Origin of the sequence: Leuconostoc pseudomesenteroides KCTC 3652 (assembly GCF_014634745.1) — a bacterium.
GTDB lineage: Bacteria > Bacillota > Bacilli > Lactobacillales > Lactobacillaceae > Leuconostoc > Leuconostoc pseudomesenteroides.
Window position 1 is genome coordinate 89,580 of sequence record NZ_BMBP01000004.1, and the last position, 16,496, is coordinate 106,075.

Sequence of the window (16,496 nt, forward strand, 5' to 3'; positions counted from 1 at the left end):
GTAGTATGAAAAATTATTGGCAGAAACTGGCACAATGTTTTGCAGGTCTGATAGTGCCACTATTAATCGGTGATAAAGCAAGTGCTGATGATACTTTAACAGGATCAGTTTCGATCAATATTCATAACGATATTAATTCATCAGTTCCCAAATTTTCTACTAATCCCCATTTTGTCGAACATAGTAGTACACACGCTATATCAAACTTGCCAAGTACATCTGCTGTGCTTCGAATAGAAATCGGTTTTGCGATAATTACGTTGGTAATTTTACTGCTGGTTTTTTTGATGCTAATAAAACGGAAGAGGGCAGCTAATGGTCAGTAAAGGTTTCTTCAGAAATATTATTGCTATACTAATTGCTATGGTAGCGTTATTGATCGGCTTTCCATTAGGTTATGCCGACACTCAGTCATTTATTGATCAAGATGGTAGCATCACAGGCGTACGTCATGCAACATATTATAAAGTAACAACATGGCAAGAGATGTTTAGTGCATACCGGTCTGCGCCTGATAACCAAATGGTTTATTTGTCAGTTGAAAAGGATATTGCGGGGTCACCTGATTTTGCAGGCGGCAACGGTCGTATGATTGCTGGCAAAGGTGTTGATATACTAGGAAACGGTCATAAAATATTTGTCGACAATGATACTAACTATACTTCCGGTACAGCTAGATCAGGTGGGGGACAAGGTTTTTTCTCCAGTGATGCTAGCGTGACGGGCAATACTGAAATGACGGTTGAAAATGCCACGATTATTAACAATCATGCCGATGGTATTTTCGCAATCACGGGTAATGCCACAGCGACAACTATCTATAAGAACATTCACACTGTAAATGGTGCATTGACTAACGGTGCTGGCCCTATTCGAAATGAAAATGGCACTATTAAATTTATGGGGAATAATGTGTTTAATATCCTGCAGGGGCAAAGTATGGTAGACCTTGGATCTGGCTCAAAAATTGATATGAGTCAGACTAAAGCCAATAATTCGGGTGCTGACAATAATGGTGAATGGATTCAAGGTGGTCAAAATGTTGAAGTAGTTGATGGCAATACAACAGTTAACCAGTCATGGGGCATGGATCAGCCTTTTTATACGTATTACACGAAGAATGGTTCTAACTTTTCTGTTGATGCTAATGCAAAGCTGAACTGGAATCTTAATGAAACCTATACAATGTGGTACGACGATGGCAATGCTAATGGTCCACTTAATTGGAATTTAGGAGAAGGCAGCCAATTTATCGTTAATAGTACAAAAAATACTGCTATTCACAATAACAATTGGTTCATGTGGATGAATACCTTAAATGCCCTAAATATCAACATGGCAAGCCATGCTTTGCTTGATATTACGTCAGGCGGTGGTTCAATTAATTTGGATGGCTTCCAAAATGGCAAAACTATGATTAATATGGCTAAAGATAGTAGTCTGAACTTGTATAACCTCAACACTAGCACATCGTTATTCAGTGGCGTTCCTGTCAGTGGATCAGAAATCAATTTGAATGATCCAGCTGATGTAACGATGAAAACAGCTGGTGGATCAGTCTTTCAAAACGGTTGCAATATTCCAATTAATATCAAAGGTAATGGGCTACGGTTACATGCTTCCACTAATACAGCAGCCGAACAGGACAATGACCTATACAAGCGATTGACTACGGGTAGTACCAACGGTAATTTTACAAGTGCACAAATGTCGCCAACAGCGTATAGTGCCGATGACCTTAAATTTTTACAGAAAGCGAGATATATACAATGGGCGCAACCGAATGGCAACCATTTGATTGATGGTAATCTGAATCGAACTTTTGTATTCAATGTTCAAGATTGTCCTCAAAGTGGTCTAGGAGGATTAGCTAGTGAAGGTGGATATTTTGTTGGGCCTAGTGATAACGACATGCACTTTACATTTTGTGCTGATGAAGGAACGAGTCCAAATGTTAAAATTCAAGTCTCACTAGCAAGCAATCTTTTGCCACACCAAACTGCTTATTATTGGCGAAGTGCAGGAGAAAATGATGTTACTACTTTGTCAACAACACCCGACACGATTTTGTCAGTGACTAGTGATGATCATTTACCAGAAGGTGTCACAATGAAAGATGCTGGGGAAGAATATGATGTGACATTTAAGAAGGATGAGGCTTTACTGCTCAAAGCAGGAAATGGCATACCGACTCAACCTTTAGATGGCGCTCAAGCCAGTTTTACTTATTCAATGGTTGATGCGCAATAATGACAGCGTTTTGTATCTACTGTTCAGAAATGTCTTTGTGTAAGTGATACACTAGATAGGTGCTTTATCTGTCATAAATACGGTGATATAGCAAGACGGGACTGGAGAAACTATTATTTCAGTCCTATTTATTTTGACAAGGGTGGTCCGATTAAAACATGAACAAATTTGATTTTTTGTATGAAAAAGATCAATTAACAAAACTGATAATTCTCGATATACTAATTACTAAATCGAAAATAGCACCTACTGGTCAAATTACGATGTCGATTCATGATCTGCAATGCAATCTGAAAATATCATTTGGGATAATTTTAACGTTAACGACACTTAAAAAAAGAATATTAGCATTAGCAGATGATGTTACAACGCTGCATTATGACAACTGGATTGTTGTAGATGGGGATGGCGAGTGGATAAAACTCAATGTCAAGATGGCTGATCATTATATTTGTTTAAAGCAATTTTATTTAAAGACAAGCACTAAATTCAGATTGTTAGACCGAATTATTCAACATGAAGATGATCATTTAATCGATTTTTGCGAAGCGTTGCATTTGTCGCGAACAAAAATCAATGACATGAAATCTCATTTAAATCAAGGTATCACACAACTAAATCAAGGTATAAGGATAAAAAATTATAAATTAGTTGGTGAAGAAAAAGCTATTAGAGATTTTTTGTTTGCGTTATATTTTTTGTGCTTCAATGGTGCCTACGTACCCGTTAGTGAGCGTGTGATTAAACAAGCAAATCAGAATGTAGTAAGAGTAAATAGCACTTTACAAGAACCTTTGTCTCAAGTTCATGTTGTGGCTTTTCGTTGTTATTATGCAGTCGCTGTCTTGCGTCTGAATTTGCATCATGTGATTAAGGATGATTTGCAGCTATTTGTGCCACAAGCCTATAAGTGCTCACAATGGATAGGCCCTAGTATCAATAGTTTGTTTACCCAAGATCCCTTTATACCAAGACTTACCGGTGCTGATTTGGTAAATGAAATCGAATGGTATATGCTGTTCATTATGGCGTGCGACAACAATACTAAAAAAATCGGCAAGACAGTATTTTTAAGTCCCTATTATTGTGAGCTATTCCAAGCAATTTCAACTACTATTAATCGGCAATTTGTACTGACGTTTGGAAACAACTACACAAAACAACAAGACGTGACAACAAAATTAAGCGACAAATTTTTCACAATCGTTTTGCGCTATGTGGTTCGTCATAGCATTGGGTCTACCAATGTTAGTGATCATTCTTTCGATCACATCAACAAGTCTATTGATCGGCACCCAATTTGTGCAATATTTCTCTTGAATTGTTTGGCGGATTTAGCTCAGACAATTTATCCGGCGCATTTGCATGAACGGGAAAATTTTTTAAAAGCGACTTTTTCACAATTGTTATATAAGACGTTAACAATTATACCCATTTCCCAATTTATTCAACCGATTAACGTCTATATTGATTTTTCTCAAGGGTTCATGGACAATACTCACGCTGCTCGTTTATTAGAGGAAATGGGGGAGTACTTAAACATATATTTCGTGAAGGACTGGCAAAATGAACCAATAGACGTCTACATATCAGACATGCCTGATGGTGACTGTTTTTCATCAAAAAATGGTGTTTCAGTCACAGTGAATCAATATTTTTCAGATGTCGACTTAACTCGTATTCGTCAATTGCTCATTACAGTACTAGGTAATAAATTTTGGCAGCAAAAGGTTGGTTTGCCAAAATAAAAACGTGTGAGTTGATAAATTGCAACTCACACGTTTTTTAAGCTTCACCTGTGATATCACCGTGAACAAGCCGTTTGAAAATATGTCGATCGGCCCAAGCAATGTTACGACCTTGGAAAAGGAAAGAGACAATCGTGCCTAGTCCCAAAGCAACGAGCTGGTGACTGAACGGGAAACAGACTGCTGAAATACCAATTGCAACAACAAAGTTACTCATTTGTGCTTTGCTGGCATTGCCGTGAAAATAATCAAACCGTAAAATGTTGGTTAAGTCATCAAGGGGATGTAGAATCCAATTGACACGCTGATAAATGGAAATCGCAACCCCAATCGTCCACACCGCAAAAATATCGATTGGTAGTAACCACCACCAAGCAAGATGGCGAATGCCTAAGGCAACAAATAGGTTAGCAAAAACACCAACCAATAAACTAAACGACATGCCAAACACAATATTGCCAATTAAACGGGGCCAATTAAAGTGCATGGCGAGCCACATATTCAAAAAAGCGACACTCGTAGCAAAAAAAGCAAGAAATAAACTGATCGGCGCACCAGTTAGATTGGCTAAATTAGCTGCGCCAGCCGTCCAAGGGGCTGATCCCATTGCAGTTGCGACACTCAAGCCATTCCCAAAAGAATTGATAATTAGAGATACAACGAAAAAACTAATTTTTTGTTTGTATCCTAACTGGTAAAATTGTCCGTCAATATAATACATGTCATCTTGTCCTCAAGCTAATATATTATCTTATTATAGCATTGTCACCGTAAAGTGCTTGGCACGTTTATCGTACGAATTCATGTTTTTATCATATTTAGGACGCAATATTTACACTTTCTTCATAGAATAGTTATATAATAAGCCGTAGGCGTAATATTAAAAAAATATGCTGATACTGTGATTAAGTACACAATATTACCACTGTGTTTGTAAGCGCTTGCAAATGTACATTTATCAAGTGTTTAACAAATAAAAATTAAAAGTGTTGCTTTTTCTTGACACTTATTATATACTTAGATTGTTAAGAAATGAGCAAACAAAAAGGAGCACAAAATTATGGCAGAAGCAACTGCAAAGAAGCCCGCTAAAAAGGTTTTGACACCTGAAGAGAAAGCTGAATTAACAGCTCAAGCTGAAAAAATGACAGCCGAATTGGTTGAAAAGTCACAAAAAGCTTTGGCTGAATTTTCAACATTTTCACAAGAACAGGTTGATAAAATTGTTGCCGCAATGGCATTAGCTGGTTCTGAAAATTCACTATTGTTGGCCCATGAAGCCCACGATGAAACTGGTCGAGGTGTTGTTGAAGATAAAGATACCAAGAACCGTTTTGCCTCTGAATCCGTTTATAACGCGATTAAGTTTGACAAGACAGTTGGCGTTATCAATGAAGATAAAATTCAAGGAAAGGTTGAATTAGCAGCACCACTTGGTGTATTAGCTGGTATCGTACCAACAACTAATCCAACGTCCACAACGATTTTCAAGTCAATGTTGACAGCTAAGACGCGTAATACGATTATCTTCGCATTCCACCCACAAGCACAAAAGTCATCAGTTCACGCTGCACAAATCGTTTATGAAGCAGCTGTGAAAGCTGGTGCACCCAAGAACTTTATCCAATGGATTGAAAAGCCTTCAATCTACGCTACAACTGCTTTAATTCAAAATCATGGCATCGCTTCAATCTTGGCTACTGGTGGTCCATCAATGGTTAACGCCGCTTTGAAGTCAGGAAACCCATCAATGGGTGTTGGTGCTGGTAACGGTGCTATCTACTTGGATGCAACCGTAGATACTGACCGCGCTGTGTCAGACTTACTTTTGTCAAAGCGTTTTGATAATGGTATGATCTGTGCCACTGAAAACTCAGCGGTTATCCAAGCGCCAATTTACGACGAAGTTTTGGCTAAATTACAAGAACAAGGTGCTTACCTTGTGCCAAAGAAAGACTACAAGAAGATTGCTGATTACGTCTTCAAGCCAAACGCCGAAGGTTTCGGTGTAGCCGGACCAGTTGCTGGTATGTCAGGTCGTTGGATTGCTGAACAAGCTGGTGTTAAGATTCCTGAAGGCAAAGATGTTTTGTTGTTCGAGTTGGATCAAAAGAACATTGGTGAAGCGCTGTCATCAGAAAAGTTGTCACCATTATTGTCAATTTATAAAGTTGAAAAGCGTGAAGAAGCCATTGAAACAGTTCAATCATTGTTGAACTATCAAGGTGCTGGTCACAACGCCGCAATCCAGATTGGTTCACAAGATGACCCATTCATCAAAGAGTATGCTGATGCAATTGGTGCATCACGTATCTTAGTTAACCAACCAGATTCAATTGGTGGTGTTGGTGATATCTATACAGATGCTATGCGTCCATCATTGACGCTTGGTACCGGATCATGGGGGAAGAATTCATTGTCTCACAACTTGTCAACATACGACTTGCTTAACATCAAAACTGTTGCACGTCGTCGTAACCGTCCACAGTGGATCCGTTTGCCTAAGGAAGTTTATTATGAAGCAAACGCGATTACTTATTTGCAAGAATTACCATCAGTTAAGCGCGCCTTCATCGTGGCTGATCCTGGTATGGTGCAATTCGGCTTCGTTGGTAAGGTTTTGAGCCAACTTGAATTGCGTCAAGAACAAGTCGAAACTAACATCTACGGTTCAGTTAAGCCTGATCCAACCTTGTCACAAGCAGTTGAAATTGCACGTCAAATGGCTGACTTTAAGCCTGACACAGTCATTTTGCTTGGTGGTGGTTCAGCATTGGATGCTGGTAAGATTGGTCGTTTCTTGTACGAATATTCAACACGTCATGAAGGTATCTTGGAAGATAACGATGCTATCAAAGACTTGTTTACAGAACTACAACAAAAGTTCATGGATATCCGTAAGCGTATTGTTAAGTTCTACCATGCACGTTTGACGCAAATGGTTGCAATTCCAACCACATCAGGTACTGGTTCAGAAGTGACACCATTCGCGGTTATTACTGATGATGAAACACATGTTAAGTACCCATTGGCCGACTATGAGTTAACACCTGAAGTTGCCATTGTTGATCCAGAATTCGTGATGACTGTACCAAAGCGCACAGTTGCATTCTCTGGTTTGGATGCTTTGTCACACGCCTTGGAATCATACGTTTCAGTAATGGCCTCAGAATTCACACGTCCTTGGGCGTTGCAAGCTATTAAGTTGATTTTTGATAACTTGGCTGACTCTTATCACTATGATCCAAAGAACCCAACTAAAGAAGGTCAAAACGCACGTACAAAGATGCACTATGCTTCAACTTTGGCAGGTATGTCATTTGCTAACGCCTTCTTGGGTATCAACCATGCCTTGGCTCACAAGACTGGTGGTGAATTCGAATTGCCACACGGTTTGGCAATCGCGATTGCAATGCCACATGTGATTAAGTTCAATGCCGTAACTGGTAACGTTAAGCGTACACCTTATCCACGCTACGAAACTTATACAGCACAAAAGGACTATGCTGACATCGCACGTTACCTTGGTTTGAAGGGTAACACAGATGTTGAATTGGTTGATTCATTGATTGCAGCTGTTAAGGATTTGGCTGCGTCAGTTGAAGTTAACCAAACATTGTCAGGCAACGGCGTTGACAAGAAGCACTTTGACGATGCTTTGGATAGCTTGATTGATTTGGTTTACAATGACCAAACAACACCAGGTAACCCACGCCAACCTAGTTTGGCAGAAATTAAGCAATTGTTGAAAGATCAATTTTAATTAATGTTAATGAAAAACACACGCAACGTGAGTTGTGTGTGTTTTATTGTGTGATCACATAAATCAATAATGCAATTATCACGATGACAACCAAAATTATAGTGCCTTTAATTGATAATAAGCTCAACCCACGCTCTGGGTGGTTGGTGACATCGTTTAAAGTATCATCTAAATCACTGCGACCAAAACTGTCTTTTTTCATGTCGTTCTCCAAAGGGTAAGTTGACGGGATATGTTTCTTTTATTGTTAGATATTGTAATGCAAATTGATGAGGAATACCAGCTGTAATTAAAAAACACAAAGGATAAAATTATCCTTTGTGTGTCAAACTTAGCATTAAATATTTTCAAGATGACCTTTTTTATCTTTAGCGATTAAGTAGTAAACGGTTGCGGCAATTGACCACGCCCAAACGATATGTCCCCAGAATTCTGAGAAATGTTCATCAAATGGTTGATGCCATGGTGCAGGGACCGTTCCAAAAGCGGGCATCAAGATGACGTGCCACACAATCCAAAGAACGATACCATAAGCGGCACCTTGCCACAAACCAATTTTTGACCAGTATTGTGATACAAAAACGTACAAGACTGAAAAGGCAATAGCAAATGAAAAGTGCAAAATTAAGGTGAACCAGAAAACTTTTTGATCTTGTGAATAGTAGAAATAAGATTCAACTAATTTTTTTGGAATACCTAACTGCATAGCCATGTGTTGTGGCGGATTAATCAGGTTACGGGCAATTGTACGAGGTGGAAAAATATTTTCCCAACCAATTTTGACCATACCGGAAATCATACCGGCGATGAAACCGTACCAGACACTTTTGATAATGATTTCTTTGAGACTAGCCTTTGGCTTATTTAAAACAAACATCAATACTCTCCTTAAAATGTGAATAAAATAACAAACAAATATTAATTTTAAACGTTTATCAATCAATTGTCAAGTGAACAAATCAAGGGAGATAGTCACTTCAAAAAAATGAGACAAAAGCTCTCAAAATCGTTTTGATACAAACAAAAAGCCACCAAATTGATGACGACTATTTGATGGCAATAAAATGAGTGTTGTTGTTTTTTGGTATAAGCTGTTGTGCCTTTACACTAACAAATAGATAGTGATTATGAGAAACATTGAACATGAAACCACATATTACTACAGGTTAAAATTAAGCCTCGTCGTACCAAGAATAGTGGAACATTTCGCCGGCTGGCTTATCCACGCGTTCATAAGTATGAGCGCCGAAGTAATCCCGTTGTGCTTGAATCAAGTTTGCTGGCAAAACAGCTGATCGGTAGGAATCGTAATAGGCGACTGCGGCAGACAACGACGGTGTTGGAACACCGGCTGATACAGCAAGTGCCACAACACGGCGGGCTGCACCTTGATACTTTTCAGCAATGTCTTTAAAGTAGCTATCCAAAAGCAAATTATGCAAATCACTTTTAGTTGTGTAGGCGTCGGTGATTCGTTGTAGGAATTGTGCGCGGATAATCGCACCAGCACGCCACAATTGCGCAAGTTCACCAAATGGTAGATCCCAATCATAATGATCAGAAGCCATCCTTAATTGGTCAAATCCTTGGGCGTAAGACATGATTTTACCAAAGTAGAGTGCCTGACGAACATCTTCTGCGACGCTGTCTTTGTCACCATCAAAGGTAAAATCAGGACCGTTTAGCAAATCGGCAGCTACGAGGCGATCTGATTTTAGCGCTGAAATATAGCGTGCGTAAACAGACTCAGTAATCAATGACTGTGGTGCACCAACTTCAAGTGCTGATTGTGATGACCATTTACCCGTGCCTTTGTTACCGGCGCGATCGAGAATCACGTCTACTATTGGTTTGTCAGAACCTAAATCATCTTTGCGGGTTAGAATATCGGCTGTGATTTCGATTAAGTATGAGTTTAATTCACCACTATTCCAATCAGCAAAGGTCTTAGCCAAATCATTGGCATTCAAATCGAGGACACGCTTTAAAATATCGTATGATTCGGCGATTAATTCCATATCACCATACTCGATACCATTATGCACCATTTTGACGTAGTGACCAGCACCGTTTGGACCAACATAAGTAACCGTTGGCCGACCATCTTCAGGCGCTTTGGCGGCAATTTGTTCCAAAATTGGTGCCACTGAATCATAAGCTTCGCGTTGACCACCGGGCATTAGCGATGGTCCTTCGAGTGCGCCTAATTCACCGCCAGAAACACCCATGCCAATAAAGTTGATGCCTGATTGTGAGAGCTTTTCTGAACGACGGATTGTATCTTGGAAGAAAGTGTTACCACCATCAATGAGCAAATCACCTTTTGATAGATGTGGCAGCAACTCATCAATGACATCATCAGTGCCTTTACCAGCTTTAACCATTAGTAAAATACGGCGTGGGGCTTTGATAGATTGTACAAAATCAGGGATTGAATAACTAGGAATAAATGATTTATCAGCGTGCTTTTGAACCAAATCATCTGTTCGCGCGCGAGACCGATTAAACACTGAAACGGTGTAACCACGTGACTCAATGTTGAGTGCCAAGTTGCGACCCATTACCGCTAAGCCAACAACGCCAAAATCTGACTGTGTCATACTATATACCTGCTTTCCAATAATTGTATTTATACGTGATATGAACTGCAATTTTTATTTTGAATTGTATTTAACTTACTACCCCAAAATCTATTAGTCAGTGTCTCATAAAACGGTATAAAAGAGTGCCTACTTTCCAAAATAAAATAATAGATTTGTTACTTTTATGGTAACACGCACATGGCTTTTGTCACTTGATATGTTTGTGAAAATTGTGAGTTTTTTGTGTTCAAATTGGCTTCTGAAAAGATGTTGTTTTAACCAATAGCGCGACAATAAAAAAAGCCTGATGACTCAGACTTCTTGGTAAACGAGTTCAATTTTTAAACGATCTGGATCTTCAAAATAAAGAGCTTGGTAATCTTGCCCGCCAGCGTATGGATATTGTTGCGGGTACAATTCTTTCAGGTTAAGCTCATGAATCCAGTTACGCCAGTGGTCAAGTTCCTGACGTGATGCGACATGGAAAGCCAGATGATTTAAACCATTGTGCTTGCGATGGAAACTTGGTGATAAATAGTTGTCTTCGGTTTGGACAAACACTAAGTAGGTGTCATCTAATTTCATTGAAAAGCCGGACGACCATTCTTGATAAATCTCATAGTCGAGTGCTGTTAAAAAAGGTAGCCAAAATTGACGTGATTTCTCCAAGTTAGCAACATTCATTTCAATATGATGGATCACACCGCGCATGGTTAACCTCGTTTTGTTAATTTAACGACACCTTCCCAACGGGCAGTTTGTGGGAACATATCAATACTTTGAATATACTCAACCTGATAGACTTGTGCGAGATCCACTAAATCGCGTGCCAACGTGGAAGCATTACATGAAATATAAACAAATTTCTCGGGTTTTGTGCGTAGAATTTCGCGCCGTAAAGCAGTGTCTAAACCAGTACGTGGGGGATCAACAATCAAAGCGTCTGCTACCCAGCCTTGCGTCTGCCACTTTGGGAACAAGGCTTCGGCTGTACCAACTTCATAATGTGCATTTGTGATATTATTGCGTGCAGCGTTGTCATTGGCATCATCAACAGCCTCTGGCACAATTTCCATGCCACGCACTTCGCCAGCTTTGTCTGCTAATGTTAGACCAATCGTTCCAACACCAGCGTAGGCATCAACGAGTTTATCCGCATGGGTCAAATTTAGCGCGGTTAATGCTTCTTCGTACGCCACAGTCATTTGCGTGTGGTTGAGTTGCATAAACGCCCGAGGTGATAATTGGAAGGTCTTGCCGAGAATGGTCTCTTCAATGGTGTCACGGCCCCATAATTTAAGCGTTTCCTCACCCCACACCAAACTCGTACGACCGGGATTGTAATTTTGGAAGATACCCACGACTTCGGGTAATGCTTGATTGATAGCAGCAATTAAAGCCGTATCTCCCGGGAAACCATCAGTATGCGTGACAAAAGTCAATTGCACGTCACCTGTTGTGTGTGAAACACGGGCGATAATTGTTTTCACAGTACCGCGATTTTTATCTTCATTATAGATGGAGACAGACAGTTTATCGAGTAGTTCTGCGACCTTGCGGATAACTTTCATGGTGGCTGGGTCTTGCGTGTGTACAACGGGCAAATCGACAAGTTCATGACTGCCACGTTTGTACATGCCAACACTTAATTTATCGCCAATTTTGCGAACGGGGAATTGCGCTTTGTTACGGTAATCGTATGGGTTGTCCATGCCGATTGTGTCGCGTAATTCATAGTGTGTCCAGCCACGGGGTTGGAATTTTTCAAGAGCTTGGGCAATGACGTCCTTTTTGAAGGCGAGTTGCGCCGGATATGTCATGTGTTCAAGTTCAAAGCCACCTACAGTATCAGCGTACTCATCGAGTGGTTTGACACGTTGTGGTGATTTCTCACGAATTTTGAGCACTTTGGCGGCGATGTATTTTGGTTCGACTTCCGTGACTTTCACCACAGCGACTTCGTCTGGTAAAGCGCCGGGGACAAAGACAATCTTGCGTTTGAAATAGCCAATACCCTCACCATTAATGCCCAATCGTTTGATTGTTAATGGGAAATTTTGACCAACGCGAACATTGACCCCGTCTTGTGCGCCATGATTGGGTCGGCGGTTGCCTTTAAATGACTGCTTATAGGCAGGTTTTTGTTGATTCCTATTGTGACCATTTTGATAGGGTCGTTTTTTTTTTGTTGTCATGTTTTACTTTCTGCATTGCAATGCCAAATAGCGGTTCGTTACGTCCTTAATCATACCATGTTTGGATAAGGGAAAGGCACCTCAAGAAATTTTGACGACAAATGTTTGGTAGGCATGATAGTATAGCCGGTAAATATTTTGTAATAGTAATAAAATCCAACTTAATGTCAGACCAAAAGCAATGATTTCAAAAGCAGTCAGAGACAAATAACCAACGACTTGAAATAACAGCATTGTGACAACTAAAATGCTACCAATAACGTATGACGTAACCATGAATTCGCGCGGTGCATTGGGCAATAACCAACGGTTACCAGCCATCAAAATTAAAATAAAATAGACTAAGCCGTTAGCAATTTGATCATGAATAAAGTGCAATTGCCCGGCATTATTTGGAAAGGCGCCGATACCTGCTAGTGAGATGGCAGCTAATGTTAGCAAAACGCGTAAAGCAATCAGTCGGTGATTGCCGCGCATGACTTGTTGTAGTGGCACAAACAAATAATCAACTAAGGCAATCCAAATTAAGCCAGCCAAAATCAAAGTTGCGTTAAATTGCCAAGCGTCAAGAGCGCCGTCGGTTCCTAAAAAGCTCAAGTTATATTGCCACCATAGTCGTGAACTGTTAGTTACCATTGCAATCAACACGCCGCCAATCATAGTCATCACAAAAATCGCAGTAATAAATAAAGTTGAAATCGACAAAGCGGCATAAATCATCAAAAAATTGATAATTGCGTCAAATAAAACAAATAACACTACCGAAGTGAATAAATCAAAGGTTACATTTTGAAATAAGTAATTAATTGCCCAAAAGAAACCGGATGTGATAAAGGCTAAAATAATCGCAAAAGCAATTAGTAAGGCAGGAAAAACACGCCAGCTCGTTTTGCGTTTGAGTGAATTGGGTTGACGACGTACTTCTTGAATATAAGTTATCAAAAAACTGAGCATACCACTGAGTTCACCCAGAAGAATAACGGCACTGGCAATTGAATTATCGCCGCCTAGTGGTAATTGAAATTCTCGTTGATAAAATGCATAACCAATGAATAACAATGCCGCCAACACTGATGGCACTAAGAAATGTCGCAGTGATAACGTTTGAATTTCATTTTGACCGTCTATTGGGTGTAGCGTAAGCGATCCGTTCCGCAAAGTTAAATGAAAGGATTGCTCGGGGTGTAAGTTCAATTCAGTGACAATTTCTTCAGGTAAGTTGATATGATAGGGTGTTTTTGACATGATATTCTCCAATAACATCTAGTTTATCATGACAACACCGGCAAAAAACAACTAATGTAATAAAATAGAAATACAATAGTTTACACTTGTGTTATATCACAGATGTGTTATACTATAAATGTAGAGAGGAACAAGAAAAGTGAGTGATGAAATCTCACGAGCCTCTTTTTGATAAAGGAGATGTAACTAGATGTTTAGAAGCAGCAACTTTATACAAGACTACGCCCACAATCGTGTGCGTGGTCAAACTAACGAGGACGGCGATTGACAATGAGATTTGATATTAAAGCATATTTAGATGATAATTCGCTAACGATTTATCGTGTGGCGAAGGATTCTGGTTACGGGTATACAACGATTCACAAGTCGTTTAATAAAACACAATCAGACGCAACGAGCTTGAATATGCGCGATCTTGACGCACTCGCGAAGGCACAACACAAAGCAATGTGGGAAGTGCTCAGAGAACTTGAGAAACTTTATTTTGATGAACAGTAAACAAGTGCTTGGGGAAGCACAAGCACGTAGATAAAAAGGGGAATTTAAACTATGGCTAACAATAATTTTTTCAATGATCCATTCGGATCAGATATGAATGACATTTTTAACAACATGATGGGCAATATGAACGGTATGAATTCGGAAAATCGTCGTTATTTGATTAACGGTCGCGAAGTCACACCAGAGGAATTTGCGCAATATCGCCAAAGTGGTCAGTTGCCACAAGGTAGTCAGCAAGCTGGTCAAGTGGCTGGTAATGGTCGTCCAATGGCACAACAACCGGGACAAGTTAAGCAAGAAGGTATGCTGGCAAAGCTTGGTCGTAATTTGACGCAAGAAGCACGTGATGGCTTGCTTGACCCAGTGATTGGTCGTAACAAAGAAATTCAAGAAACAGCGGAAATTCTAGGTCGTCGTACCAAGAATAATCCTGTGCTGGTCGGTGACGCCGGTGTTGGTAAGACGGCGGTCGTTGAAGGCTTGGCACAAGCGATTGTCAATGGGGACGTCCCAGCAGCCATTAAAGATAAGGAAATTTATAGCATTGATATTTCTAGCTTGGAAGCTGGCACACAATTCCGTGGCGCTTTTGAGGAAAATATCCAAAACTTGATGAAAGAAGTCAAGACAGCAGGTAACATCATCTTATTCTTTGATGAAATTCATCAAATCTTAGGCGCTGGTTCAACTGGTGGCGAAGATGGTGGCAAGGGATTGGCTGATATTATCAAGCCTGCCTTGAGTCGTGGTGAAATTTCATTAATTGGTGCCACAACACAAGATGAGTACCGTAACACAATCATGAAAAACGCTGCCTTGGCACGTCGTTTCAACGAAGTAACGGTTAATGCACCAAGTCCAAAGGACACGCTTGAGATTTTGAAGGGTATTGCTAAGTTATACGAGAAGCATCACCACGTCTCATTGCCAGAAGATGTCTTAAAAGCAGCGGTTGATTACGCTGTTCAATATATTCCACAACGGTCATTACCTGATAAGGCGATTGATTTGTTGGACATGACAGCAGCACATTTGTCAGCGAAGAATCCAGTGACTGACAAGGTCAGCCTAGAAAAGCAAATGACTGATGTTAAAGCAAAGCAAGAAAAGGCAGTTAGTGATGAAGATTATGAAGCAGCCTTGAAATATAAGAACCAAATTGCTGATTTGGAGAAGAAAATCAATAGTGCTGAAGATGCTACAAAAGTTGTGGCAACGCCAAATGATGTTGCGGAATCAGTTGAACGTTTGACTGGTATTCCCGTTGCACAAATGGGTGCTTCAGATATTGAACGCTTGAAGACAATTGGTGATCGCTTGGCTGGTAAAGTCATTGGTCAAGATGAAGCTGTCAACATGGTTGCTAAGGCAATTCGCCGTAATCGTGCGGGATTTGATGAAGGCAATCGTCCAATTGGTTCGTTCTTGTTTGTTGGACCAACTGGTGTTGGTAAGACCGAACTTGCTAAGCAGTTAGCGTTGGATATGTTCGGTAGCAAGGAAAACATTGTCCGTCTGGATATGAGTGAGTATTCTGACTTGACGGCCGTATCAAAGTTGATTGGTACGACGGCAGGATATGTTGGTTATGACGACAACAGCAACACCTTAACAGAAAAAGTACGTCGTAATCCTTACTCAATTGTCTTACTAGACGAAATTGAAAAGGCTAATCCGCAAGTTTTGACATTACTATTGCAAGTGATGGATGATGGCCGCTTGACTGATGGTCAAGGTAATGTGGTTAACTTTAAGAACACAGTCATTATTGCTACATCAAACGCCGGCTTCGGTCATGGCGCAGCAGGTGATGAAGAAGACTTGATGAAGAAGTTGGCACCTTACTTCCGCCCTGAATTCTTGAACCGTTTCAATGGTGTGATTGAGTTTAGCGCTTTGACAAAGGCGGACTTGAAGCAAATTGTTGATTTGATGTTAGACGATGTGAACAAGACATTGGCTAAGAAAGACTTGACATTGCAAGTATCTGAAGCAGTCAAGAATCATTTGATTGAGGATGGTTATGACGAAGCCATGGGTGCACGTCCACTACGTCGTGTCATTGAGCAACAAATTCGTGACCAAGTGACCGACTTTTACTTGGATAACCCCGGTGAAAAGGCTTTGAGCGCTGACTTAGTTGACGGCAAGGTAGTCATTTCAGCAGTGGTTGCAAAGACAGCTGTAACTGAATAATAGTTGTTAAATGATT

13 protein-coding genes are annotated in these 16,496 nt (G+C 40.2%); 6 read left to right on the forward strand and 7 right to left on the reverse strand.

The genetic code is table 11. The annotated features are described in order from the left end of the window. Positions 1–5: 5 nt before the first annotated feature. The 3 genes from IEU65_RS05970 to IEU65_RS05980 all read left to right on the forward strand — a co-directional run bounded on the left by IEU65_RS05970 (position 6) and on the right by IEU65_RS05980 (position 3,998). On the forward strand, positions 6–326 hold the full coding sequence (locus IEU65_RS05970; RefSeq protein WP_010276109.1) for a hypothetical protein: 321 nt from the start codon (positions 6–8) through the stop codon (positions 324–326). Beyond that, positions 316–2,250 carry a hypothetical protein gene (locus IEU65_RS05975; protein ID WP_010276105.1) on the forward strand — a complete coding sequence of 645 codons (1,935 nt, stop codon included), beginning with the start codon at positions 316–318 and terminating at the stop codon, positions 2,248–2,250. Before IEU65_RS05970 ends, IEU65_RS05975 begins: the two co-directional genes overlap by 11 nt. A 158-nt stretch (positions 2,251–2,408) precedes the next feature. Beyond that, complete coding sequence (locus IEU65_RS05980; RefSeq protein ID WP_010276102.1) at positions 2,409–3,998, forward strand: helix-turn-helix domain-containing protein; 1,590 nt, start codon at positions 2,409–2,411, stop codon at positions 3,996–3,998. A gap of 37 nt (positions 3,999–4,035) precedes the next feature. On the opposite strand, the gene IEU65_RS05985 is transcribed toward IEU65_RS05980, so the two are convergent. Continuing rightward, positions 4,036–4,719 (reverse strand): DUF6198 family protein, encoded by a 684-nt coding sequence (locus IEU65_RS05985; protein WP_010276098.1) that lies wholly within the window; start codon positions 4,717–4,719, stop codon positions 4,036–4,038. Between the two features lie 339 nt (positions 4,720–5,058). On the opposite strand from IEU65_RS05985, the gene adhE reads away from it, so the two are divergent. Next, positions 5,059–7,761 carry a bifunctional acetaldehyde-CoA/alcohol dehydrogenase gene (adhE, locus tag IEU65_RS05990; RefSeq protein WP_188352233.1) on the forward strand — a complete coding sequence of 901 codons (2,703 nt, stop codon included), beginning with the start codon at positions 5,059–5,061 and terminating at the stop codon, positions 7,759–7,761. Between the two features lie 43 nt (positions 7,762–7,804). Here the strand turns inward: adhE and IEU65_RS05995 are convergent, their stop codons facing one another. The 6 genes from IEU65_RS05995 to IEU65_RS06020 all read right to left on the reverse strand — a co-directional run bounded on the left by IEU65_RS05995 (position 7,805) and on the right by IEU65_RS06020 (position 13,783). After that, on the reverse strand, positions 7,805–7,963 hold the full coding sequence (locus IEU65_RS05995; RefSeq protein WP_010276092.1) for a hypothetical protein: 159 nt from the start codon (positions 7,961–7,963) through the stop codon (positions 7,805–7,807). Between the two features lie 135 nt (positions 7,964–8,098). Continuing rightward, the gene (locus IEU65_RS06000; RefSeq protein WP_004910954.1) at positions 8,099–8,638 is read right to left on the reverse strand and encodes a YagU family protein; all 540 of its coding nucleotides are present in this window, start codon (positions 8,636–8,638) and stop codon (positions 8,099–8,101) included. A gap of 295 nt (positions 8,639–8,933) precedes the next feature. Then, positions 8,934–10,361 (reverse strand): NADP-dependent phosphogluconate dehydrogenase, encoded by a 1,428-nt coding sequence (gnd, locus tag IEU65_RS06005; protein ID WP_010276088.1) that lies wholly within the window; start codon positions 10,359–10,361, stop codon positions 8,934–8,936. 294 nt (positions 10,362–10,655) lie between these two features. Then, complete coding sequence (locus IEU65_RS06010; RefSeq protein WP_010276084.1) at positions 10,656–11,054, reverse strand: VOC family protein; 399 nt, start codon at positions 11,052–11,054, stop codon at positions 10,656–10,658. A gap of 2 nt (positions 11,055–11,056) precedes the next feature. Continuing rightward, positions 11,057–12,538 (reverse strand): 23S rRNA (uracil(1939)-C(5))-methyltransferase RlmD, encoded by a 1,482-nt coding sequence (rlmD, locus tag IEU65_RS06015; protein WP_147651120.1) that lies wholly within the window; start codon positions 12,536–12,538, stop codon positions 11,057–11,059. A gap of 81 nt (positions 12,539–12,619) precedes the next feature. Beyond that, a complete protein-coding gene (locus tag IEU65_RS06020; protein ID WP_010276077.1) occupies positions 12,620–13,783 on the reverse strand; it encodes a DUF998 domain-containing protein in 1,164 nt (387 codons plus the stop codon). A 270-nt stretch (positions 13,784–14,053) separates the two neighbouring features. Between IEU65_RS06020 and IEU65_RS06025 the strand changes: the two genes are divergently transcribed. Together IEU65_RS06025 and IEU65_RS06030 are read left to right on the forward strand one after the other, a co-directional pair. Continuing rightward, on the forward strand, positions 14,054–14,281 hold the full coding sequence (locus IEU65_RS06025) for a hypothetical protein (protein ID WP_004910965.1): 228 nt from the start codon (positions 14,054–14,056) through the stop codon (positions 14,279–14,281). Between the two features lie 51 nt (positions 14,282–14,332). Next, positions 14,333–16,480 (forward strand): AAA family ATPase, encoded by a 2,148-nt coding sequence (locus IEU65_RS06030; protein WP_010276070.1) that lies wholly within the window; start codon positions 14,333–14,335, stop codon positions 16,478–16,480. The last annotated feature ends 16 nt before the right edge of the window (positions 16,481–16,496 follow it).